This window comes from Olsenella sp. DNF00959, from assembly GCF_001553055.1.
Taxonomy (GTDB): Bacteria; Actinomycetota; Coriobacteriia; order Coriobacteriales; family Atopobiaceae; genus Olsenella_I; species Olsenella_I phocaeensis.
Map to the genome: position 1 here is coordinate 169,187 of NZ_KQ960128.1, position 21,837 is coordinate 191,023.

Annotated in this window: 23 protein-coding genes; 3 read left to right on the forward strand and 20 right to left on the reverse strand. The window is 68.1% G+C overall.

Annotated elements, in window-relative coordinates:
- Positions 1-21: 21 nt before the first annotated feature.
- The 9 genes from ppdK to rpsP all read right to left on the reverse strand — a co-directional run bounded on the left by ppdK (position 22) and on the right by rpsP (position 8,973).
- Positions 22-2,784 carry a pyruvate, phosphate dikinase gene (gene ppdK, locus HMPREF1868_RS05690; RefSeq protein ID WP_062531188.1) on the reverse strand — a complete coding sequence of 921 codons (2,763 nt, stop codon included), beginning with the start codon at positions 2,782-2,784 and terminating at the stop codon, positions 22-24.
- 217 nt (positions 2,785-3,001) lie between these two features.
- The gene (locus tag HMPREF1868_RS05695) at positions 3,002-3,406 is read right to left on the reverse strand and encodes a kinase/pyrophosphorylase (protein WP_009279181.1); all 405 of its coding nucleotides are present in this window, start codon (positions 3,404-3,406) and stop codon (positions 3,002-3,004) included.
- A 68-nt stretch (positions 3,407-3,474) separates the two neighbouring features.
- On the reverse strand, positions 3,475-5,571 hold the full coding sequence (gene glyS / locus HMPREF1868_RS05700) for a glycine--tRNA ligase subunit beta (RefSeq protein ID WP_062531190.1): 2,097 nt from the start codon (positions 5,569-5,571) through the stop codon (positions 3,475-3,477).
- Positions 5,572-6,480: a glycine--tRNA ligase subunit alpha gene (locus tag HMPREF1868_RS05705; protein WP_062531192.1), complete on the reverse strand. Its 909-nt coding sequence runs from the start codon at positions 6,478-6,480 to the stop codon at positions 5,572-5,574.
- Positions 6,481-6,519: 39 nt separating this feature from the next.
- Positions 6,520-7,080, reverse strand: a complete 561-nt coding sequence (gene lepB, locus HMPREF1868_RS05710) for a signal peptidase I (RefSeq protein ID WP_062531194.1) — start codon at positions 7,078-7,080, stop codon at positions 6,520-6,522.
- Positions 7,077-7,826, reverse strand: a complete 750-nt coding sequence (gene trmD, locus HMPREF1868_RS05715) for a tRNA (guanosine(37)-N1)-methyltransferase TrmD (protein WP_009279177.1) — start codon at positions 7,824-7,826, stop codon at positions 7,077-7,079. Before trmD ends, lepB begins: the two co-directional genes overlap by 4 nt.
- Complete coding sequence (locus tag HMPREF1868_RS05720; protein ID WP_255353947.1) at positions 7,823-8,317, reverse strand: ribosome maturation factor RimM; 495 nt, start codon at positions 8,315-8,317, stop codon at positions 7,823-7,825. Before HMPREF1868_RS05720 ends, trmD begins: the two co-directional genes overlap by 4 nt.
- Before the next feature lie 33 nt (positions 8,318-8,350).
- The gene (locus HMPREF1868_RS05725; protein WP_009279175.1) at positions 8,351-8,647 is read right to left on the reverse strand and encodes a KH domain-containing protein; all 297 of its coding nucleotides are present in this window, start codon (positions 8,645-8,647) and stop codon (positions 8,351-8,353) included.
- A gap of 5 nt (positions 8,648-8,652) precedes the next feature.
- Positions 8,653-8,973, reverse strand: coding sequence for a 30S ribosomal protein S16 (rpsP, locus tag HMPREF1868_RS05730; protein WP_009279174.1), 321 nt, complete (start codon positions 8,971-8,973; stop codon positions 8,653-8,655).
- A 257-nt stretch (positions 8,974-9,230) separates the two neighbouring features.
- Here rpsP and HMPREF1868_RS05735 point away from each other — a divergent pair, with 257 nt between their 5' ends.
- The 3 genes from HMPREF1868_RS05735 to dinB are packed head-to-tail and all read left to right on the forward strand — an operon-like array spanning position 9,231 to position 12,441.
- Complete coding sequence (locus tag HMPREF1868_RS05735; protein ID WP_062531197.1) at positions 9,231-9,917, forward strand: response regulator transcription factor; 687 nt, start codon at positions 9,231-9,233, stop codon at positions 9,915-9,917.
- A gap of 9 nt (positions 9,918-9,926) precedes the next feature.
- Positions 9,927-11,156: a sensor histidine kinase gene (locus HMPREF1868_RS05740; RefSeq protein WP_062531430.1), complete on the forward strand. Its 1,230-nt coding sequence runs from the start codon at positions 9,927-9,929 to the stop codon at positions 11,154-11,156.
- Positions 11,157-11,169: 13 nt separating this feature from the next.
- Positions 11,170-12,441 carry a DNA polymerase IV gene (gene dinB / locus HMPREF1868_RS05745; RefSeq protein ID WP_062531199.1) on the forward strand — a complete coding sequence of 424 codons (1,272 nt, stop codon included), beginning with the start codon at positions 11,170-11,172 and terminating at the stop codon, positions 12,439-12,441.
- 17 nt (positions 12,442-12,458) lie between these two features.
- Here dinB and rsfS read toward each other — a convergent pair whose 3' ends face one another.
- The 11 genes from rsfS to rplU all read right to left on the reverse strand — a co-directional run bounded on the left by rsfS (position 12,459) and on the right by rplU (position 21,615).
- The gene (rsfS, locus tag HMPREF1868_RS05750) at positions 12,459-12,875 is read right to left on the reverse strand and encodes a ribosome silencing factor (RefSeq protein ID WP_062531201.1); all 417 of its coding nucleotides are present in this window, start codon (positions 12,873-12,875) and stop codon (positions 12,459-12,461) included.
- 20 nt (positions 12,876-12,895) lie between these two features.
- A complete protein-coding gene (gene yqeK, locus HMPREF1868_RS05755) occupies positions 12,896-13,543 on the reverse strand; it encodes a bis(5'-nucleosyl)-tetraphosphatase (symmetrical) YqeK (protein WP_062531203.1) in 648 nt (215 codons plus the stop codon).
- The gene (gene nadD, locus HMPREF1868_RS05760; RefSeq protein ID WP_231782270.1) at positions 13,533-14,318 is read right to left on the reverse strand and encodes a nicotinate-nucleotide adenylyltransferase; all 786 of its coding nucleotides are present in this window, start codon (positions 14,316-14,318) and stop codon (positions 13,533-13,535) included. Before nadD ends, yqeK begins: the two co-directional genes overlap by 11 nt.
- Before the next feature lie 9 nt (positions 14,319-14,327).
- The gene (proB, locus tag HMPREF1868_RS05765) at positions 14,328-15,440 is read right to left on the reverse strand and encodes a glutamate 5-kinase (protein WP_062531204.1); all 1,113 of its coding nucleotides are present in this window, start codon (positions 15,438-15,440) and stop codon (positions 14,328-14,330) included.
- Between the two features lie 2 nt (positions 15,441-15,442).
- Positions 15,443-16,831: a GTPase ObgE gene (gene obgE / locus HMPREF1868_RS05770; protein ID WP_062531206.1), complete on the reverse strand. Its 1,389-nt coding sequence runs from the start codon at positions 16,829-16,831 to the stop codon at positions 15,443-15,445.
- A 53-nt stretch (positions 16,832-16,884) separates the two neighbouring features.
- Entirely contained in the window at positions 16,885-17,631 is a 747-nt protein-coding gene (locus HMPREF1868_RS05775; protein ID WP_062531208.1) for an energy-coupling factor transporter transmembrane component T family protein, read from the reverse strand.
- Complete coding sequence (locus tag HMPREF1868_RS05780) at positions 17,632-19,413, reverse strand: ABC transporter ATP-binding protein (RefSeq protein ID WP_062531211.1); 1,782 nt, start codon at positions 19,411-19,413, stop codon at positions 17,632-17,634.
- 80 nt (positions 19,414-19,493) lie between these two features.
- Positions 19,494-20,057, reverse strand: a complete 564-nt coding sequence (locus tag HMPREF1868_RS05785) for a hypothetical protein (RefSeq protein WP_062531213.1) — start codon at positions 20,055-20,057, stop codon at positions 19,494-19,496.
- A 46-nt stretch (positions 20,058-20,103) separates the two neighbouring features.
- A complete protein-coding gene (locus HMPREF1868_RS05790; RefSeq protein ID WP_062531215.1) occupies positions 20,104-20,655 on the reverse strand; it encodes a hypothetical protein in 552 nt (183 codons plus the stop codon).
- Between the two features lie 313 nt (positions 20,656-20,968).
- Positions 20,969-21,217 (reverse strand): 50S ribosomal protein L27, encoded by a 249-nt coding sequence (rpmA, locus tag HMPREF1868_RS05795; RefSeq protein ID WP_009279161.1) that lies wholly within the window; start codon positions 21,215-21,217, stop codon positions 20,969-20,971.
- 50 nt (positions 21,218-21,267) lie between these two features.
- Positions 21,268-21,615, reverse strand: coding sequence for a 50S ribosomal protein L21 (gene rplU, locus HMPREF1868_RS05800; protein WP_009279160.1), 348 nt, complete (start codon positions 21,613-21,615; stop codon positions 21,268-21,270).
- Positions 21,616-21,837: the final 222 nt, after the last annotated feature.

Sequence of the window (21,837 nt, forward strand, 5' to 3'; positions counted from 1 at the left end):
ACTGTGACGCCACGCTTGCTCCTAGGCGAGCTTGGCGGGACCGCCGTTCGACTTGATCTTGGCCTGGGCGCCGGCAAGGCGTGCGATGGGCACGCGGTAGGGCGAGCAGGACACGTAGTCGAGGCCGAGGTCGTAGTACATCTGGATGGACTCGGGGTCGCCACCGGTCTCGCCGCAAACGCCGCAGATGATGGTCTCGTTGGCCTTGTGGCCGCCCTTGACGCCCATCTCGACCAGCTTCGCGACGCCCGTGTCGAGGGTCTCGAAGGGGTTGGAGCGCAGGATCTTCTTGTTGAGGTACTGGGGGATGAAGGCGCTCTCGACGTCGTCGCGCGAGAAGCCGAAGGTGGTCTGCGTGAGGTCGTTGGTGCCGAAGCTGAAGAAGTCGGCGTACTGGCCGATCTCGTCGGCGGTGACGGCGGCGCGCGGGAGCTCGATCATGCAGCCGATGGGGATGCTGAGCTCGACGCCCTCGGCCTCGGAGACCGCCTTGACGACGGACTCAATCTGGCCGCGGACGAGCTTGAGCTCCTCGACGCTGGAGATCAGGGGAACCATGATCTCGGGCTTGGGGTTCAGGCCCTGCTTCTTGAGCTTGGCGGCGGCACCGGCGATGGCGCGGACCTGCATGTCGTTGAGCTCGGGGTACACGATGCCGAGGCGGCAGCCGCGCAGGCCGAGCATGGGGTTGGCCTCCTGGAAGGAGTCCAGGCGGGAGAGGCGGGCGCGCATGGCCTTGAGCTGGACCTCGTTCTCGCCGCGGCCCTCGGCGTGCGCGATCTCGACGGCGAGCTCGCGGGGGTCGTCGAGGAACTCGTGCAGGGGCGGGTCGAGCAAGCGGACGATGACGGCCTTGCCGTCCATGGCCTTGAACATGCCCTCGAAGTCGCCGGTCTGGACCTTGAGGAGCTGGCCGAGGGCCTGCTGCTTCTGGCCGTCCGTGTCAGCGAGGATGAAGGACTGGATGATCTGCTTGCGATCGCCCAGGAACATGTGCTCGGTGCGGTCGAGGCCGATGCCCTCGGCGCCGAAGTCGACGGAGAGCTGGGCGTCCTCGGGGTTGTCGGCGTTGGTGCGCACGCCGAAGATGCGGCCGCGAGACGCGTCGCGACGGACCTCGTCGGCCCACTCGAGGATGGTCTCGAGGTCGCCGGTGAGCTCGGGACGGGTCAGGGGCACGGCGCCGACGATGATGTCGCCCGTGGTGCCGTTGATGGAGATGATGTCGCCCTCGTGCAGCACGATGTCGGTGCCGGAGATCGCGACCTCCTTGGCCTTGGCGTCGATCTTCAGCGCCTCGGCGCCGCAGACGCAGGGAGCGCCCATGCCACGGGCGATGACGGCCGCGTGGGAGGTCTTTCCGCCATGCGAGGTGAGGATGCCCTCGGCGGCGACCATGCCCTTGAGGTCGTCGGGAGTGGTCTCCCAGCGCACCAGGATGCAGGGCTTCTCGATGTTGGCATAGTGGACGGCGGCGTCAGAGGAGAAGACGACTGCGCCCACGGCGGCACCGGGGCTGGCGTTCATGCCCTTGGCGACGACGTCGACCTTCGCCTTGGGGTCGAACTGGGGGTGCAGGAGCTGGTCGAGCTGGTCGGGCGCGACGCGCAGGAGCGCCTGCTCCTTGGTGATGCGGCCCTCGTCGACCATCTGCATGGCGACCTTGAGGGCAGAGAGCGCGGTGCGCTTGCCGACGCGGGTCTGGAGCATCCAGAGCTTGCCCTGCTCGATGGTGAACTCGATGTCCATCATGTCCGCGTAGTGGTCCTCGAGGATCTCGAACACGTGGAAGAGCTGCTCGCCGGCCTCCTTGAGCGCGGGAATCTTGACCAGGTCGGCGATGGGCTCGGTGTTGCGGATGCCCGCCACGACGTCCTCGCCCTGGGCGTTGACCAGGAAGTCGCCGTAGCGCTCGTTGGTGCCGTCGGCGGGGTTGCGGGTGAAGGCCACGCCGGTGGCAGAGGTCTCGCCCTTGTTGCCGAAGACCATGACCTGGACGTTGACCGCGGTGCCCAGGCTGTCGTCGATCTTGTTCTGCTTGCGGTAGAGGATGGCGCGCTCGGTGTTCCAGGAGCCGAAGACGGCCTGCTCCGCAAGGCGCAGCTGCAGATAGGGGTCCTGGGGGAAGGAGGCGACGCCGTCAGGGGCGACCTCGGGGTGGGCCTGCGAGTCTACGTTCTTGGCGAAGATCGCCTTGAAGGTCTCAGTGAGGTCCTTGAGGTCGGCCGCGTCGAGGTCGGTGTCGAGCTTGACGCCCTTCTCGGCCTTCTTGGCGCTGATGGCGTCCTCGAAGAGCTGGCCGTCGACGCCCATGACGACGTTGGAGAACATCTGGACGAAGCGGCGGTAGGAATCCCACGCGAAGCGCTCGTTCTGGGTCTGCTTGATGAGGCCCTCGACGGAGTCGTCGTTGAGGCCCAGGTTCAGGACGGTGTCCATCATGCCGGGCATGGAGAAGGGCGCGCCGGAGCGGACGGAGACCAGCAGCGGGTCCTCCTTGTCGCCCAGCTTCTTGCCCATGCGCTTCTCGAGGTCGCGACGATACTCGTCGATCTCGTCCAGGACGCCCTCGGGCCAGACGTTGTTCTCAGAGTAGGCGACGCAGGTCTGGCAGGTGATCGAGAATCCCGGAGGGACGGGCAGGCCGATGTTGGCCATCTCGGCGAGGTTGGCGCCCTTGCCGCCCGTGATCCACTTCGCCTCTTCGACGGTGTTGCCGGCGACTTCGGTGACGTTGTTGCCGTTCTCGTCCGTGCCGAAGCGATACACATGCTTCTCAGCCATAGCACTCCTTCAAGGTCTTCCTTGGGCGCGAGAGGTCCCGGCCCCTTCCAAAAGAACACCTGCGCGTGCAAACGGCAGGTGCCCTCACTAACTCTGACTTATTTTATCGACCAAAACATGCAAGGTATACCTCGTCCAATCATCGGGGCAAATCAGCCTTCCGTAGATTGGACAATTAGACGAGCATGCTTTGCCCTATACTAGGGACCAGTTTTTGCTACGCCTCGTGAACCTCGGTCCTGGAACGACGGCCCGCCTGATAGTGCGGCTCCTCCCCCGTCAGGGTGGAGATGACGGTGATCGCGGGACCCAGGAGGTCGATGGAGGGGATGCCCCTCTTGTCGAGCTCGCGACGGATGTCGCGGCGGAGGTTGCGGTCCACGATCGTGTGGAACACCGCGATGGGCACGTCCTCGTCGAGGTTCCTGTTGAGGTAGTCGCTCACCATCTCTGCGGAGTTCACGTTGCCGAGCGTCTTGATGATGACGGCGTCGTCACCAAACTGGTCTGCCGCCGCCTCGACCACGCCCGCGGCGGTCTTGCCACGCGCGTCCGATATGACGAACACGATGGGCGTGACGTCCTCGAACACCAGCGGGTCGTCGAATCTGTCTTCGGCCATGGGCCTGCCTCCCTGTCTATGGGGCCCTCTAGCACCCCGCCTCGACCTCCGCCGGGGCGGGGCCTTGCCTACTTCCTGCGAGAGAGTGCGCCGACGTTGGCCACGTCGGAGAAGACGCCGGCGAAGCGGTTAAGAAGGCGCAGCCTATTCTCTCTTACCAGAGTGTCCTCGTCCATGACGAGGACGTCATCAAAGAATCGGTCGATTGGCTCCCTTAGCTCGGCGAGAGCCTTGCAGGCGCCCTCGAAGTCCTTCCGCGAGAGGCACTCCTCCACATTTCGCCCACCATCCTCGCAGGCAGAGAGGAGGCGCAGCTCCGCCTCCCCGAGGAGGGAGCGGTCCACCTCGCTCCCGAGGCTGGCGTCGCCGAGGTGGGCGGCGCGGGCGTAGGCGGTGGCGAGGTCGTCGAAGAGCTCGGGCTGCTTGGCGCGGGCGTCCTCGAGGGCATGCGCACGGGCGAGGAACTCGGCGGGGTCGATGACGCCCACGGACGAGATGGCCTCGATGACGTCGACCGAGACGCCGTCGTCGCGGGCGATGGTGGCAAGGCGACCTGCGAAGAAGTCCGCCACCTTGCCGGCGACCGACGAGGCGTCGAAGTCGAGCCCCTGCGCCAGGTATGCGTCAAGGGAGAGACCGATGAGGCGGCGCAGCGACACCTCGGGGAGCGTGCGGAGGAGCGCGATGACGCCGATGGCGGCGCGCCGCACCGCGAAGGGGTCGGAGGAGCCGGTGGGTGGCTCGTCTATGGCGAAGATGCCGCAGATGGTGTCGAGCTTGTCCGCCACGGCGACGGCCTTGCCGACCTCACCCGAGGGGAGCTCGTCCCCGGCGAAGCGTGGACGGTAGTGCTCGCGGACGGCGTCCGCCACCTCAGCGTCCTCCCCCGCCGCCTGGGCGTAGTAGCCGCCCATGACACCCTGCTGGCTTGTGAACTCGACCACGGCCTGCGTGACGAGGTCGGCCTTGGCCAGGCGCGCGGCGCGCCCGGCGAGCGCGGCGTGCCTGTCGTCCAGACCGGCCTCGCGGGCGACCTCGGGGGCCAGCGCCTCCATGCGGCCGGCCTTCTGGAGCACGGTTCCCAGCCTCTCCTGGAAGACGACGCTGGAGAGTCGCTCCACGTAGTCCTCGAGCGGGCGCTTCAGGTCCTCCTCGTAGAAGAACTTCGCGTCGTCCAGCCTGGCGCGGACCACGCGCTCGTTGCCGTCCACGACGCGCCCGGAGTTCTCGGGCGCCGTGTTGGAGACGACGACGAACTCGCGGGTAAGCTCGCCCGCGACGTCGTAGATCGGGAAGTAGCGCTGGTTCGTGAGCATGGACTCGCAGATGATCTCGTGGGGGACGCGGAGGAACTCCTCGTCAAAGGTGCCCACGAGCACGGTGGGCCACTCGCAGAGGTTGACGACCTCGTCGAGGACCTTCCTGGGCGTGTCGACGTGGGCCCCGCCGCGCTCCTCCTCAACCCGGCGCACGCCCTCCATGATGACCGCGCGCCTGCGCTCCTCGAGGAGGACGCCGGCGGACTCGAGGACGGACTCGTACTGGGCGGGGTTTGGCACGACGTGCTCGCCGGGACCCAGGACCCTGTGCCCGCGCGTGGTGTTCGAGCTCGTCACGTCGGCGTAGCTCACGGGGACGACGTCCTCTCCGAAGAGGCAGCAGATCCAGCGGATGGGCCTCACGAAGCTCGCGTGCTCGCTGCCCCAGCGCTGGCTGCGGTAGTTGGGCCACTCGAGGGAGCCGATGACGCGCTCGGAGAGCTCCGAGAGGATGGGCGACGCGGGGCGGGAGGGGATGCTCTTCTCGGCAAATACGTACTCGCGGCCGTCCGCGTCCACGCGCCGCGCGAGCTGCTCGGCGGCAAGCCCCAGCTTGCGCGCGAAGCCCTGCGCCGCCTTCGTAGGAGCGCCGTCGGAGTCGAAGGCGATGTTGGCCGCAGGGCCGCGCTTGACCTCGTGGACCTCCTCGGTCTGGGCGGCGACGTCGCGGACGATCACGCTGAGCCTGCGCGGGGTGGAGCAGGGACGGACCTCGCCATGGGCGAGCCCCGCCTCGTCGAGCCCCTTGCTCACGAGCACCCCGAGCTGGCGGGTCGCGTTGATGAGGGGCGCGGAGGGCATCTCCTCGCAGCCGATCTCGAGCAGGAAGTCACGCGTCTGTGCCATCTAGGCCACCTCCCCCTTCTGTGCGTTTGCGTCCTTTCCGGCGACCTCTTCGAGGTAGGCCTCGCAGCAGGCCTTGGCGACGGTGCGGACGCGCAGGATGTAGTTTGCGCGCTCGACGGCCGAGAGCGCGCCACGGCTGTCGAGGAGGTTGAAGGCATGGCTGCACTTCATCACGCAGTCGTATGCGGGAAGCGGGAGCCTCGCCTCGAGGCAGGAGTGACACTCGGCCTCGTAGTCGTCGAACTTCTGGCGCATCATCTCGACGTTGGCGACCTCGAAGTTGTACGCGCTGAACTCGCGCTCGTTCTCGAGGAAGACGTCGCCGTAGGTCATGGGGGTTCCGTCGGGGAGGTAGCTCCACACCAGGTCGTACACCGAGTTGACGCCCTGGGCGTACATGGCGATGCGCTCGAGGCCATAGGTTATCTCGACCGGGACGGGATCAACCTCGATGCCTCCAACCTGCTGGAAGTAGGTGAACTGGGTCACCTCCATGCCATTGAGCCAGACCTCCCATCCCAGGCCCCAGGCACCCAGGGTCGGGCTCTCCCAGTCGTCCTCGACGAAGCGGACGTCATGCCTGCTGGGGTCGAGGCCGATCGCGCTCAGCGACCCCAGGTAGAGCTCCTGGGAATCTGCGGGAGAGGGCTTCATGAGCACCTGGAACTGGTAGTAGTGCTGCATGCGGTTGGGGTTCTTACCGTAGCGCCCGTCGGCGGGACGGCGGCAGGGCTGGGGGTAGCAGGTCCTCCAGGAGCCGGGGCCCAGCGAGCGCAGCGTGGTCGCGGTGTGGAAGGTGCCCGCGCCAACCTCGCTGTCGTACGGCTGCATGACCGTGCAGCCCTTCTCCGCCCAGTAGTGCTCAAGAGCCAGGATCATGTCCTGGAAGGTCAACGCCTTCTCGCTCATGCCTTTTGCCTCTCCCATCGATGTCGTGCGCTGCCGACCCTAGAGCCAGCGCGCGTCCGTGAGGGGCCAGTAGATGAAGAGGCCCCTCGAGGTGACGCTTTCCACGCTCACCGCGCCGAAGTAGCGCGAGTCGAGCGAATTGGTGCGGTTGTCCCCCATGACCCATATGCTGCCCTCGGGGACGACGTAGGGGTAGCTGATGTCCGCGTCCAGCAGCCGCGAGTGCTGCTGGAGGGGGTAGCTCGGCTTGCCCATCACGTAGGGTTCGTCGAGGGCGCGGCCGTCCACGTAGACGACCCCGTCGCGAAGCTCGACCGTCTGCCCTCCCACGGCAACCACGCGCTTGATGAGGGTCGTGCCCGCATCGTCGGGGTCGTCGAAGGTGACGACGTCGCCCGCCTTGGGCGCGCTCGCGCGCAGGCTCAGCTTCTCTCCCAGGAGGCAGTCCCCCTCGTGGATGGTCTCGAGCATGGAGCCCGAGGGCACCAGGTAGTACTCCGCCACGTAGCTGCGGACGAGGAACGCGATGCCCAGGCCCACGACGACGCAGAGCACTAGCTCGAGGGCGAAGGGCATGCGATGCGGCGTGTCGTCGCTCATTTGGCTCCTCCTTCCCCAGAGGACTCGATGACGGCGCGGGCGAGGGCGCGCTCCTCTTCGGTGAGCTCGGCCCCGTCAAGCAGGTCGGGCCTCCAGAGGGCCGTGCGCTCGACCGCGTTCCTGCGCCTCCAGGCGGCGACGGCAGCGTGGTCTCCCGAGAGGAGGACCTCGGGCACCCCCCTGCCCTCATACTCCGACGGGCGGGTGTACTGGGCGTACTCGAGCAGTCCGTCAGAGAAGGACTCGTCCCGGGCGCTCATCTCGTCGCCCAGCGCACCGGGAAGGAGCCTCACGACCGAGTCGATCACGACGAGCGCCGCGAGCTCGCCGCCGGTGAGGACGTAGTCGCCCAGAGAGATGCGCTCGTCCGCGAGCTCGTAGGCCCGCTCGTCCATCCCCTCGTAGCGCCCGCAGACCAGAAGCACCCTCTCCTCGTGCGAGAGGCGCTCGGCGACCGACTCGTCGTAGCGCCTGCCGCAGGGGGTGAAGAAGACCACGTGAGGGCGGGCCGGGTGCCTCTTGCTGATGTCGCGGACCGCCTCGAAGATCGGGGCAGGCTTCATGAGCATGCCCTGGCCGCCACCGAACGGCGCGTCGTCTACCGTGCGATGGCGGTCGTGCGTCCAATCGCGCAGGTCATACGACTCGAACTCGAAGATGCCCCTCGCCTGGGCGCGCCCCATGATGGAGGTCTCGAGGTAGGGGGCGAACAGGTCCGGGAAGACCGAGAGCGTCTCGAACCTCAATTCCCCACCTCCCCCAGCAGGCCTTCGGGCGCGTCGACCAATATCTCCCCCTCGGGCGGGAGCTCGCTGACGACGGAATCCACCACCGGGAGCAGGACCTCCCCATGCGGCCCGCCGTCGATGACCCACACGTCGTTGGCCGGCCCCCTCATGAGCTCGACGACGGAGCCCAGGCGACCCCATCTGACGTCGCGGACGGGCCGCCCGACGAGCGCGTCCGCGTCGTGGAGGGCATAGCCCTCGGGGAGGTCCCCCACACGGGCGAGGAGGAGCTTGCCCACGAGCCTGGAGGCGGAGTCGATGTCGCCCACCCCCTCGAGGGAGACGAGCTGGCCGCGGCGACCCTCGTCGGCGGAGAGCACGCGGACCTCGCGCGGGCCCTTGAGCGCCGGAGGCACGACGAAGGTCTCGAGCCCCTCGCGCAGCAGAGGAGGAAGGCCGTGAACGGAAACCGTCACGACCTCCCCCCTCTTGCCGTGCGTCTTCTCCACACGGGCTATGGCCCTGTAGCGCGGGTGCAAGGCCTATCCCAGAACCTCGACCTCGACGGAGGTGCCCACCCTGGAGCCGAGCGCGCGGGCGAGCGTGCGGATGGCCTTGATGGTGCGTCCCCTCCTGCCGATGATGCGGCCTGCGTCCTCCTCGGCGCAGCTGACCTCGATGAGGGCCGAGCCCTCGCTGTCGGTCACGTCGAGGGACACCGCGTCCTCGTTGGTCACGAGCCCGCAGACGATGTACTCGACGAGGTCGGCGACCCTGTCGGAAGCGACCTGCCCCGGGACGTCCTCGGACTCGACGACTTCGCTGACTTCCTCGGACACGATGCCTACTCGGCCTCGGTGGCTGCGGCGGCAGCCTTGGCGGCGGCCTTCTTGGAGAGCTTCTGCTTCTTCTCGGGCGCAGGCTCGCCGGAGCGGGCGACGTCGATGAGGTGGGAGACGGCGTTGGTGGGCTGGGCACCCTTGGCAACCCACTCGTCGATCTTCTCGAGGTCGAGGTCGATGGTCTTGGGGGAGGTCAGAGGGTTGTAGCGACCAACGAGCTCGATGTAACGGCCGTCGCGGGGCATGCGGCCGTCGGCGACGACGACGCGATAGAACGGGTGCTTCTTGGCACCGTGACGAGCGAGACGAATCTTGACTGCCAAAGTAGAACTCCTTCAGACGAGCGGCGCCGTGGTAGTTGAATGAATGCACCGCATAGCCACACAAAAGCAGGCAATATGATACGACAGCGCCCAAGGGGCGCAAGGTGCAGTTTCTGTGAACTGCACCCCGCTCCCAGGCGATTGTGTTTCGTTCTGGGCCTGCGTTAAGTGGCCCTTAAGGTCCTTAACGTACCATCGGATGGTATTTGTCCCCCAAAACGAACAATAGCCTCTGTGCCCGAAAGATGGAGAATCCCATGAACATTCTGGTTGTGGAAGACGAGCGCAACCTAGCCGACGCCATCGTCCAGATCCTGAAGGGCGGCGGCTTCAACGCCGAGGCCGCGTACGACGGGAACGCCGGCCTCTCGTCCGCGCTCAGCGGCATGTACGACGCGGTCGTCATGGACGTCATGCTCCCTGGCAAGGACGGGGTCCAAATCGTCCACGAGCTGCGCCACGAGGGGAACTCCGTGCCCGTCCTCATGCTCACCGCCCGCACCTCGACCTCCGACAAGGTCGAGGCCCTGGACGCCGGCGCGGACGACTACATGACCAAGCCCTTCGAGGACGCCGAGCTCCTCGCCCGCCTGCGCGCGCTCACCCGTCGCCAGGGCGACGTCGTAATCGACGAGGTCAGCTTCGCGGACCTCACGCTGGACCTCGCGACCCATGACCTCAGCTGCAACGACAACTCCGTCCACCTCTCGGGCAAGGAGTTCGAGGTCCTGAAGATGCTGATGGGCTCCACCGCCCGCGTCGTCTCGAAGCAGGACCTGCTGGTGCGCGTCTGGGGCACCGACGGCGAGGCGTCGGAGAACTCCGTCGAGGCCTACATCTCGTTCCTGCGCAAGAAGCTGGGCCACATCCACTCGAAGGTCCAAATCACCACCCTGCGCATGCTGGGATATCGACTCGAGGAGTTTGACCTGCCCAGGGAGTAGGTGGGAGCCGTGCTCGAGAGGCTCAAGCGCAAGTTCATGGTGATCGTGATGACGCTCGTGGGGACCGTCCTCGCGAGCGTCCTTGGTCTCATGTACTACTCCTCCTTCACGACCCAGGCCAACCTCGTGAAGGAGTCCCTCAACCGTGGGCTCGAGGGGAGCCTCAGCCCCCTGCCCGTCATAGGCTCGGAGGGTGCGCGCGTGGGCGGCATGCTCACGGTCGTGGTCGAGGTGTCCGAGAAGGGCGTCATCCTCCAGACGAGCGAGTCGCCGGCATACATCAGCGGCCCCGTCCTCGCCCGCGTCATCGACGACGCCCTGACCCAGGGTGTGACGAGCGAGCGCATCGGGGACCTCCACGTCGTGTGGAAGAGCGCCGTCACCGACCAGGGGAACATCCGCATCGCCATCGTGGACACCACCATCGCCGACCGCGCCCTCACGAGCCTCCTGCTCAACGCCATCGTGGTCATGGCGGCAAGCCTCTCTATCCTCTTCGCCGTGGCATCCTTCCTCTCGAACTGGGCCATTTCGCCCATAGCGAGGGCATGGGAGCAACAGAGGCGCTTCGTGGCCGACGCGTCGCACGAGCTCAAGACGCCGCTCTCCGTCATTCTGGCCAACTCGCAGATCCTTGCCCGGGACGACCGCATCCCCGAGGACGACGCGCGGTGGGTCGAGAGCACCGTCGACGAGGCGCAGCACATGAAGAACCTCGTGAACGACCTGCTCGAGCTCGCCAAGGCGGAGGAGGGCACGGACGGGCTGGGCTCGGCGCTCTCCTCGGAGGAGGTGGACTTCTCGAACCTCGTGGAGTCCGCGGCGCTCGAGTTTGACCCCGTCGCCTTCGAGCGCGGCTGCTCCATCGAGACCTCGATAGAGCCGGGCCTCAAGGTCAAGGGCGACCCCGAGTGGCTTGAGCGCCTGGCCAAGATCCTGATAGACAACGCCTGCAAGTACGCCCGTACCCAGAGCGTCGTGCGCGTGCGACTGCGACGCAGCTCAAGGCATGTGCAGCTCAGCGTGAACAACCAGGGAGCCCCCATAGCCAGGGAGGACCTCCCCCACATCTTCGACCGCTTCTACCGCAGCGAGCGGGCGCGGAGCAGGACCAACGGGGACGAGGGCGGCTTCGGGCTGGGCCTCGCCATCGCGAAGGGGGTCGCCGAGGCATGCGGCGGCGGCATAGCCGCTGAGAGCGACGAGGCGTCCGGAACCACCTTCACGGTCACCTTCTAGGGGAGGCCGGCGCATGGCGGAGGGAAGCGGGAGGGAGCAGGACCGATCCTTGGGCCTCCCCTGGCAGGGGCCTGCCGTGGGGCTGCTGGACCTCGACGCGTTCTTCGCCTCCGTGGAGCAGCTCGACCATCCCGACTGGAGGGGGCTCCCCGTCATCGTCGGGGGCTCCCCCGAGCGCAGGGGCGTCGTCTCGACGGCATCCTACGAGGCCCGTCGCTTCGGCGTCCACTCGGCCATGCCGTCCTGGCAGGCGCGCCGGCTCTGCCCCGGCGCGATCTGGACCCCGGGCCGCTTCGACCGCTATCGCGAGCTCTCGCGGGCGGTCATGGGAATCGTCCAGGACGAGACCCCCCTCGTGGAGCAGGTGTCGATCGACGAGGCGTTCTTCGACGTGACCCCAGGGCGATGGTCGCGCGAGAGCCCCCTCGACATCTGCCGCCGCATCCAGCTGCGCGTGCGAAAGCTGGGCATCACCTGTTCGATCGGCCTGGGAACGAGCAAGACCGTGGCGAAGATCGCCTCCGAGCGCCAGAAGCCGCGCGGGCTCACCGTCGTGCCGCCCGGCGCGGAGGCCGCCTTCCTCGCACCGCTTCCCGTGAGGGCCATGAGCGGGATAGGCCCCGCGACCGAGCGCAGGCTCCAGGAGCTCGACGTGAGGACGCTCGGCGACCTCGCCCTGCGCGACGAGGCAGAGATGCGGCGCGCCCTGGGAAGCGTGGGCCCCCAGCTCGTGAGAAGGGCGAGGGGGATGGAGGGAAGCCCCGTCAGAGAGACGGCGCGGCCCGAGGAGGCCAAGTCCGTCTCGAACGAGCGGACCTTCTCGCACGACCTTCTCACGAGGGAGGAGGTGGATGCCGCCATAGGCCAGGTCTCTGCCCTCGTGGGAGAGCGGCTGCGCAAGCGGGGGCTCCGCGCCTCGACGGTCACCCTCAAGCTGAAGTTCGACTACCTCCACGCACGAACGGCGCAGAGGGCGCTGCCAAGGCCCACGGACGACGAGAGGAGGCTTGCCGCCTGCGCGCGCGGGCTCCTCTCCGGGCTCTGGTCCCCGGGACTCGGGATAAGGCTCGTCGGCGTCGGCGCGAGCGACTTCGGCGAGGGGGCCGCGGAGCAGCTCTCGCTCTTCACGGACGAGAAGGGCGACGAGCGCGACCTGAGGGCCCTTTCGCTTGCCACGGACGAGGTCAGGAGGCGCTTCGGCAAGTCAGCCATCGCCTATGGCAGGAATCTCAGGCTCGAGGGCAGGGATTCGGACACGCTGCCCATGAACGGCGGAGGGGCGTAGCGGGGCCGACCCCTCCCCTACTCGCCCGACGGCGCGACCGCGTCGGCCGCCTCGGACGTCCCCTCCGTCGCGGCCTCGCCCTCGAGGCCCAGCGTGACGCGGGGCGCGTCACCCCACAGGCGCTCGAGGCGATAGAAGTCGCGGGTCTCGGGCCTGAACACGTGGACCACGAGGGAGCCGAAGTCGAGGAGCACCCAGCTGCCGGAGGCCTTTCCCTCGACCGAGAGGGGCTTGGCGTGACAGTTCACCTGGAGCTTTTCCTCGATGTGGTCGACCACGGCGTCGACCTGGGGCTTGCTTGACGCGCTGCACACGAGGAAGTAGTCGCAGACGTCGGACACGGACGAGAGGTCCAGGAGGACGATGTCGCTGGCCTTCCTCTCGTCTGCGGCGGTGGCGGCGATGCGGGCGAGCTCGAGCGGGGTTGCGGGCATTCGTTGCCTTCCCTTCTGGGTCATCGGCCCCGGCGCTCGTGCGCCAGTGCCAGTGCGTTGTATACCTCGATGGTACCCGGATACAGGTACCTGCGCGTCTTGATGACGTATTCCACCCCGCCGGCGAACGCGCTCCAGTAGACCTCCCCAAGCGGGGCGCGAGACGAGACCAGGTCTCGCGTGGCCTGTATGCCGGGACTTGCGGGACGGAGCGGCTCGATGCCGTCCGCGACGAAGACGACCATGTCGAGCGGGCTCATCTCCGCGGAGCCCAGGGTGTGGAGCCCTATGGCACGGAACACCTCCGGGGGGAGCTCGGGATAGAGCCCGGGCAGCTCGCGGGCCGCCGTGAGCCCGTGCAGGAGCGGGAGGACGAGGTGCAGGTCGACCCCAAGGTCGATGCCCAGGTCCCTCGCCGCGGAGAGGAGCTCCTCGTCGGTGAGGACCTTGTCCCAGTCGTGCAGGGTCCCCGCGGCGCGCGCCAGGAAGGGGTCCACCCCGTAGGAGAGCGCCAGCGACTCGGCGCAGCGAGCCACCGAGAGCGAGTGCTCCAGGCGGCGGGGCCTTGCCACGGCCATGCGGGCGCGGAGGTCGCCCTCGAGGCGCTCGAGGCAGGACGCCTGCCCCTCGTCGTAGTCCGCGCAGGTGCCGAGCGGCTCAGTACCCAAGGTCGTCGCCTCCCGCCACGGAGCCGTAGCGCGTGGGCCTGACCCCATAGAGCTTGTGCTTGTGGATGTAACCCGTCACGGGGTCGGGGGTGAGGTAGCGCAGGCTCTGCCCGCCGCGCACACGTTCGCGCAGGTAGCTGGACGATATGGCGAGCGCGGGGACCTCGAGGTAGGTCACGTCGAAGTCGAATCCCGACTCGGCGATCGCGCTCTGGGCGCGGCTCAGGTCGTAGCCGGGACGGGTGGCGCCCACGAGCTTGGCGAGGTGGGCTATCCTCCCCGCGTCACGCCATGTGACGATCTCTGCGATGGCGTCGGCACCGGTGATGAAGTGGAGCTCCACGTTGTCCGGGTAGATGGCGCGCATGCGCTCGAGGGTGTCTGCCGTGTAGGTGACCCCTTCGCGGTCGACCTCGAAGCGGCTGGCCACGAAGTGGGGGTTGTCGGAGGTGGCGAGCAGGGTCATGGCGTATCGGTCCTCCCCCGAGGTGACCGACCGGTCCTGCTTGAAGGCGGGACGTCCCGCCGGCATGAAGACGACCACGTCCAGGCCCAGATCGTCGAAGGCCTGCTCCGCGGCGACGAGGTGCCCGTTGTGGATGGGGTCGAAGGTGCCGCCCATGATCCCGATGCGGTAAGTGCGCGTGGGGTCCTGGCCCAGGATGGGGAGGTCCCCCTTGCGGATGACGTCCTCGGCTATCCGCTCGACCTCGCCTGGCTGCAGATGTTCGAAGGGCAGCGGCTCGAGGCCGCGGGGGCTGGGTGTCTGCTGCATGCGTCCCTCCTAGAGCACGAGGAGCTCGTCACGGTGGACGGCGGGCTGGCCGCCCCTCTCGGGCATGAAGCGCGCGATCACGTCGAGCCGGAGCCCGTGCACGCGGGCCATCTCGTCGGAGGAGTAGCGGCTCACGCCCCTTCCCACGAGGCTGCCGTCCGCGCCGACGACGTTGACGACGTCGCCCGCCGCGAACTCGCCCTCGGCCCTCAGGACCCCCACGGGAAGCACGGACGCGCCGGACTCGACGACCGCCCTGCGCGCGCCGTCGTCGAGGACCAGGGTCCCGCGCACGACCTCGGCAAGCCCGATCCAGAGCTTGCGAGCGCCCTCGTGGCTGCCCTCCACGGGCTCGAAGCGCGTCCCCACGCCGTCCTCGCAGGCCGCGCGCAGAAGCACGCCGCCCTCGCGTCCGCGGCAAATCACGAGGGGGATTCCCGCCGCCATGGAGGCCCGGGCGGCCCGGAGCTTGGCGGCCATCCCGCCCGTGCCCACGGAGCTCGTGGAGCCGCCCGCCATGGCGGCTATCTCCGGCGTGAGCTCGCGCACCAGGGGGACCAGCCGCGCGTCGGGGTCCTCCTGGGGATTCGCGGTGTAGAGCCCGTCCACGTCAGAGAGGATCACGTAGAGGTCCGCCGAGACGAGCGTGGACACGATGGCGCCCAGGGTGTCGTTGTCGCCGAAGGCGAACTCCGCCACCGACACCGTGTCGTTCTCGTTCACCACAGGAACGGCACCCAGCTCGAGCAGGCGCTGGAGGGTGTTCCGCGCGTTGAGGTAGCCGTCGCGGTCGGTCACGTCGCGACGGGTCAGGAGGACCTGGCCGCAGGCGACGCCATGGCGCGCGAGCTCGACGGCATAGGCCTCCGTGAGGGCGGCCTGCCCCGCCGAGGCGCAGGCCTGGAGCCCGGGGATGTCGTGCGGGCGCTCGGAGAGGCCCAGCCTCCCCATGCCCGCGGCGACCGCGCCGGACGAGACGATGACCACCCCTACGCCGCGCGCGACGAGTTCGGCCACCTGGTCGCAGACGGAGGCGATGAGCCCCAGGTCGGGGCTGCCGTCACCGGCGACCAGGGTAGACGAGCCCAGCTTGAAGACGACGCGCGTGGGAAGGTCCGCCACCCCTACTCGCCCTCCTCGTCCGAGGCCGCGAGCTCCTCTTCGAGCTCGTCGTACGCGTCCTGCGCGCCCTCTCCCTCGTAGTCGAAGGCGAAGCCCAGTATGCGCACCTCGTCCCCGGCCTGGCAGCCCGCCGCCGCGAGCTTGGCGTCGAGGCCCATGCGGTCGAAGCGGTGCTGGAGGTATGCGATGGCCTCGTCGTTGTCCCAGTCGGTTTGGACCACCATGCGCTCGACCAGCCCGCCCGAGACGCGCCAGATGCCGCGGGACTCCATGCGAATCTGGACCGCCCGGTCGCGGCGCTGGCGCTCGCGTTCCACGGCCTCGTTGAAGTCGGGGAGGATGGCCGTAGGCTCGATCCTGCTCCTGAGCTCGGCCACCTCCGCCGCGCACGCGGTGGTGAAGTCCTCGAGTCCCTCGCCCGTCACGGCCGACACGGCGAAGAACGCGTGGCCGTCGGCCTGGGCCGCCTCCCTCACGCGCGCCAGGGCGTCCTCCGTCCCCGGCATGTCGCACTTGTTGGCGAGGACGATCTGCGACCGGGACGCGAGCTCCTGCGCATAGGCGGCGAGCTCGGAGTTGATGGTGCGGTAGTCCTCGAGGGGGTCACGCCCCTCGTAGCCGCCCGTGAGGTCGACGACGTGCAGGATGAGCGCCGTGCGCTCGATGTGCCGCAGGAACTCGTGGCCGAGGCCGCGGCCTTCGGAGGCCCCCTCGATGAGCCCCGGCACGTCGGCGACAACGAAGGAGGCCCCGTTCCTGGCCCTCACGACGCCCAGGTTGGGGACCAGCGTGGTGAAGGGGTAGTCCGCGATCTTGGGACGGGCGGCGGAGAGCCGGGCGATGAGCGAGCTCTTGCCCACCGACGGCATGCCCACGAGGGCGGCGTCCGCCATGAGCTTCATCTCGAGCTCGATCCAGTGGTCGAGCGCGGGCTCGCCCTTCTCGGCGAAGGCGGGCGCCCTGCGCACCGAGGTCACGAAGTGTATGTTGCCCCTGCCGCCCGCGCCGCCGGGAGCGACGACCACGCGCTGGCTGGGCTGGGTGAGGTCGGCGATCTCGTAGGCGGGCTCCATGGTCTGGGGGTCGAGCTCGCGCACGACGGTGCCCAGGGGGACGCGCAGGACGAGGTCCTCGCCCGCGCGGCCGTGGCGCCGGGCACCCTGGCCGTGCGTGCCCCTCTCGGCCTTGAAGTGGTGCTTGTAGCGATAGTCGATGAGCGAGGAGAGCTGCGGGTCGGTGACGAGGACGACGCTCCCGCCGTTGCCGCCGTCGCCGCCGTCGGGCCCTCCCTTGGGGACGAAGGCCTCGCGGCGGAACGACATGCAGCCGGCACCGCCGTCGCCGCCCTTGACGTTGATGCGGCAGAGGTCCGTGAAGGTGTTGGTGGGCATGGTTCTCTCTTTCGTAAGGTCATGCCATGGTAGAGCATCGGGACGTGGGGACGCTAGAAGAGCGCACCCAACGCCACGAGCGCCACGCCGGGAAGCAGGCAGGCGAGGTCCACGGCCGAGAAGGGATAGCGCTTGTAGGAGGACTCCCTGCCCCTGAGGTAGAAGCCCCTCTCCTCCGCGGCGAGCGCCGTGTCGTCCGCGCGGGCGACCGAGGAGATGAGCAGGGGGGCCGCGAGCGGGAGCATGAGGCGGAGCCTGCGGAGGGGGTTGGGCGTGTCGAAGTCCACGCCGCGCGCGGTCTGGGCCTCCACGATCTTGGCCATCTGCTGGGAGAAGATCGGCACGAAGCGCAGGGCCGTGGTGATGGTGAAGGCATAGCGGTAGGGCACGTGCAGGACCTCGACGGTGGCATTGGCGAGGTCGGTGAGCCTCGTGAGCGAGAGCATCATGACCAGCGGGAGGGCGAAGGCGACCAGGCGCAGGGCCACGTGCGCACCGCGGTCGAGGCCCTGGTCGGTGACCCAGAGGAAGAGCGGGGTGCCGGAGCGCACCACCACGGTCTGCACGAGGAGCATGAGCGCGCCGAGCGAGAGGAAGCCGGCGAGGAGCGCGAGGGTGCGCCTCAGGATGCCCGCGTAGGCCCCCAGGACGACCAGGAAGAGCAGCACCCCGAGGAGCATGCCGTAGCCTTGCGCCAGGAAGGTCGCCACGCAGACGCAGACGGCGAGGACAACCTTGGTCACGGGGTTCGCGCGATGCAGCAGGGTCGTGCCCTCGGAGTAGTCCAGCACGGACGCCATCTAGCCCACCAGCCCTTCCGTCACGGCGACGATGTCATGGACCTCGGTGACGCCCTCGTACCCGCGAGAGACGTCGGCCGAGAGCCTGCGGGCGAGCTGGGTCACCTGCGGGGCCGCGACGCACGCGCGCGCGAGCAGGCCCTCGTCGGCGAAGACCTCGCCCGGGAGGCCGTCGGCGAGCACCCGCCCGTCCGCCATGACCACGACCCGGGTCGCGAAGTCGGAGACGACCTCCATGTCATGGCAGACCATGGCCACCGCGCAGCCCCTCGAGCGGGCCACCTCGACCGCCTCCATGACGGTCATGCACTCGCGGTAGTCGAGCCCGCTCGTGGGTTCGTCCAGGATGAGCACCTCGGGGTTGGTGACAACAACGGAGGCCAGGGCGACGATCTGCCTCTGCCCACGTCCCAGCGAGAACGGGGCGGCCTCGGCGGGAAGCCCGAAGTGCTCGACACAGTCGCGCGCGCGGGAGAGCGCCTCGGCGTCGGGCGTTCCGAGGAGCTGGAGGCTGAAGGCGACCTCCTCGACCACCGTCTCCTTGCAGATCTGGCGGTCGGGGTCCTGGAAGAGGGTCGAGACGTGCTGCGCGATCTGGCTGGTGCGGGCACGGGAGGTGTCGAGCCCGGCGATGGTAACGCGTCCGGAGGAGGGCTTGAGGAGGCCGTTCATGAGCTTGGTCACGGTCGTCTTGCCGGCACCGTTCTGCCCCACCACGGCCACGAGCTCCCCCGGACGCAGCTCGAGCGAGACGTCCTCGACGGACGCCGTCCCACCCGGGTAGCTGAAGCCGACGTGGTCGAACGTGAGCATGGGGTCGCTCGCGAGCTCGAGGGCCGTGGGCTCGCCGTGCCTGCGACCCCCCTCAAGGCGCAGGGGAGGCCGAGTGGCCGCCCACGCCAGGGAGCCCCTCTCCCCCACCACGCGCGAGACGAGCGCCGCCGCCTCGCCCACCGTGAGGCTCACGTCCCCCTCGCGGGCGAGTCCGCGGCTCCTCAGGAGGTTGGACACGCGCGTGACGCGCGGGCTGTCGACCCCCATGCTCCTGAGCTCCTCGGAGTGGGAGAAGACCTCGCGCGGCGTGCCGAGGAGGGCGAGCCTCCCCTCCCTGAGGACGGCGACGTGACGACAGAACTCGCAGAGCAGGGCCACCTTCTGCTCGACAACCACGACGGTGATGCCCTCGCGCCGGTTGAGCTCGCGCAGGGTCTGGAACACCATGAGGGAGGAGGCGGGGTCAAGGGCCGCGGTGGGCTCGTCGAGCACCATCACCGAGGGACGTATGGCCAGGATGGCTGCGATGGCGAGCTTCTGCTTCTGGCCGCCCGAGAGCGTGGCGACCTCTCGGTGGAGGAGCCCGGAGATGCCGCAGGTGGCGAGCGCCTCGCCTATGCGGCCGGGAATCTGATCGTGGGGCACGCCGAAGTTCTCGAGGCCATAGAGCATCTCGTCCTCGACGCTCGAGGCGACCATCTGGGCGTCGATGTCCTGCAGGACGGAGCCCACCTTGCGCGAGACGTCGGTGAGCCCCACTTCGCAGCTGTCCATCCCGCAGACCGTCGCCACCCCCCTGAACTCGCCGGCGAAGTGATGCGGAACGGCACCGGAGAGGACCGAGCAGAGGGTGGTCTTGCCCGCGCCGGAGGGCCCGATGACGCCCAGGAAGTCGCCCGGGGCGATGTCCAGGCAGAGGTCGTCCACCGCCGGGGAGCCTCCCCCCTCGTAGGTGAACGAGACCCTGTCCAGGCTGACGAGGGGATTTGTGGGACCTTGCTGAGACACGCTACCTCCAGAGCCGGCTTCGCCTGCATGACTGCGCCCGGGCGCTGGCGGGCGCTCGGGCGATGGTGACGATCGGGCGACTAGCGCTTGGCCGCCTTCTTGAGCGGGAGATACAGTACCTGCACGATGACGCAGTTCGCAAGCGCGGTGCCGAACACGACGGGAAGCATGGCGACGACGGACGAGGGCGCCGCACCCAGCACGACGACAGTTGCGACCGTGGCGAAGATGAGGCCGGAGACCGTGGTGGTCACGAAGGCACCCACGAGGGGAAGGACGCCCGCGGACCCACGTCGCGCCACGGCCTGCGCGAACAGGAACATGATGGCACCGCCAGGGATGTCGCAGAGGTACTCGAGGCCGGGGACGGACGTCGTGAGCTGGATGACGGTGGCCGCCAGGACGCCGATGAGCACCGACTGGGGAAGGCTGGGCCTCAGGATGAGGATGGCGAGGCAGTAGGCAGAGATGACGAACTCCGGCTGGATGCCCGTGATCGCGAGCGCCTTGCCCACGGTGATGTTGAGCACGAAGCCCGCCGCCATGAGGACGGCGAGGAGGACGAGGGACGCCACGTCGAGCTTGCCGGCCTTGTCCTGTGCGCTGCTGACGAAGGTGCGGGGTGCGTTGTTGTTCTCTGGCATGGTCTCGTGAGCCTTTCTCTTGTTGGGATGGCCTGGTTCCGCGCGGCTACCGGCGGTGCGACGCGCGCGTGACGACGGGAGCGAGGAGCTGGACGACGATGGCGTTGAAGGCGGCGGTGCCCACGACGATGGGGAGCTTGACGAGGGTGGTCGCCATGCTCGCCCCCATGACCACGTTGCCCAGCGTAGCAAACAGCAGTCCCGAGACGAGCGTGGCGACGAAGGCTGCGATGAGGGGCATCGCTCTGCCCTTGGAAAGCGCGCTGCCCGCGAGCAAGGACATGGCGAGCGCGCCCATCGACTCCGTCACGAAGTTGAGGCCGGGGATGGAGGTCGTGACCTGGCACACGACGGCCGAGAGCAGCCCGAGCACGACCGCCTGGGGGTGGCTGGGCCTGGTAGCGACGATGGCGAGGCAGTAGGCAGCGATGATGAACTGGGGCTTGATGCCGACGATTGCAAGGGCGTTGCCCAGGGTCATGTTGAGGATGAACGCGGCGGCGAGGAGCGTGGCGAGAAGCATGAGGGAGGAGATGTCGAGACCAGCCCCACTGGCGATGGGGCGTACGGTCCTGACCTCGGGGTTCTGAGTGGACATGGTGTTCTCTCCTTCTGACTTTGCTTCTTTGCTGGAACGGAAAAAGGGACCCCCGGTCAACCCGGGGGTCCCTGCTCGGTTGCTATGCGGCAGTGACGCGACTCAGAGTCGACCGGACGAGACGAGGGCCTGCCACCACCAGTTCCTGCGAACGACGCTCTGCTTGCTGCTGGACATGGCTTCCTCCCATCGCTTGGTCTGGACTGCTGGATGCAACCCTATCGCAGCCCTTGCGCGCGGGGACACACGGCTGCGATGCCGTTTCAATGCCGAAACAAAGAAGGGACCCCGAAGGGTCCCGAGGGATGCGGTGCTAGGCGGTGCGGACGTGCACGTAGTGCTTCGCGCCCTTGGTGAACTCGACGGTGCCGTCGGCGAGCGCGAACAGGGTGTCGTCCTTGCCGCGACCGACGTTCTCGCCGGGGGTGATGTGGGTGCCGCGCTGGCGGACGATGATCTGGCCAGTCTTGATGGCCTGGCCGCCATAGATCTTGGTGCCGAGTCGCTGCGCGTGGGAGTCGCGACCGTTCCTGGAAGAGCCCAGACCCTTCTTGTGAGCCATTGTGATACCTGCCTATCTAGTCAAGGGAGAGAAACTGTGTGCCGGGGTGGCTACTCCTCAGTGGAGGCCGACTTGGCAGCCTCGCCGGCCTCGCCGGGGATGGCGACGACCTGGAGCTTGGTGAGGTTCTGGCGGTGACCCTTGGTGCGGTGGTAGCGCTTGCGCTTGTGGAGCTTGAAGACGATGACCTTCTTGTCCTTGAACTGGTCGACGACCTCGGCGGTGACCTTCTGGCCCTCGAGGGTGGCAGCGTCAACGATGGTCTTGGTGCCGTCATTGATCATGAGGACATCCAGCTCGACCTTGTCGCCAGGCTGCGCGTCAAGCTTCTCGACATCGATGATGTCGCCCTTGGCAACCTTATACTGCTTGCCACCAGTGGTAACGATTGCGTACATGTGTTAGCCCTTCATACTGGTCCTAGTGCAACAGTCGTACATTTTACTAGCGAATACCTGCTCGGTCAACAGAAAGTATGGGTTCACACGCCAACCACGACAGCGGCCCCCGCCTGCGCGAAGCTTACTCCCCGGGACCCGGCGCGTCCAGCCCCGAGGCGCCGCCACCCCATCGCGCACGCCGTTTCGCACGCCTTCTCCGGCAGGCACGCTCCAACGCAC

Coding starts and splice junctions, on each gene's coding strand:
- ppdK (WP_062531188.1), bottom strand. CDS start 2,784: ATGGCTGAGAAGCATGTGTATCGCTTCGGCACGGACGAGAACGGCAAC.
- HMPREF1868_RS05695 (WP_009279181.1), bottom strand. CDS start 3,406: ATGGCCGAAGACAGATTCGACGACCCGCTGGTGTTCGAGGACGTCACG.
- glyS (WP_062531190.1), bottom strand. CDS start 5,571: ATGGCACAGACGCGTGACTTCCTGCTCGAGATCGGCTGCGAGGAGATG.
- HMPREF1868_RS05705 (WP_062531192.1), bottom strand. CDS start 6,480: ATGAGCGAGAAGGCGTTGACCTTCCAGGACATGATCCTGGCTCTTGAG.
- lepB (WP_062531194.1), bottom strand. CDS start 7,080: ATGAGCGACGACACGCCGCATCGCATGCCCTTCGCCCTCGAGCTAGTG.
- HMPREF1868_RS05735 (WP_062531197.1), top strand. CDS start 9,231: ATGAACATTCTGGTTGTGGAAGACGAGCGCAACCTAGCCGACGCCATC.
- dinB (WP_062531199.1), top strand. CDS start 11,170: ATGGCGGAGGGAAGCGGGAGGGAGCAGGACCGATCCTTGGGCCTCCCC.
- rsfS (WP_062531201.1), bottom strand. CDS start 12,875: ATGCCCGCAACCCCGCTCGAGCTCGCCCGCATCGCCGCCACCGCCGCA.
- nadD (WP_231782270.1), bottom strand. CDS start 14,318: ATGCAGCAGACACCCAGCCCCCGCGGCCTCGAGCCGCTGCCCTTCGAA.
- obgE (WP_062531206.1), bottom strand. CDS start 16,831: ATGCCCACCAACACCTTCACGGACCTCTGCCGCATCAACGTCAAGGGC.
- HMPREF1868_RS05775 (WP_062531208.1), bottom strand. CDS start 17,631: ATGGCGTCCGTGCTGGACTACTCCGAGGGCACGACCCTGCTGCATCGC.
- HMPREF1868_RS05785 (WP_062531213.1), bottom strand. CDS start 20,057: ATGCCAGAGAACAACAACGCACCCCGCACCTTCGTCAGCAGCGCACAG.
- HMPREF1868_RS05790 (WP_062531215.1), bottom strand. CDS start 20,655: ATGTCCACTCAGAACCCCGAGGTCAGGACCGTACGCCCCATCGCCAGT.
- rpmA (WP_009279161.1), bottom strand. CDS start 21,217: ATGGCTCACAAGAAGGGTCTGGGCTCTTCCAGGAACGGTCGCGACTCC.
- rplU (WP_009279160.1), bottom strand. CDS start 21,615: ATGTACGCAATCGTTACCACTGGTGGCAAGCAGTATAAGGTTGCCAAG.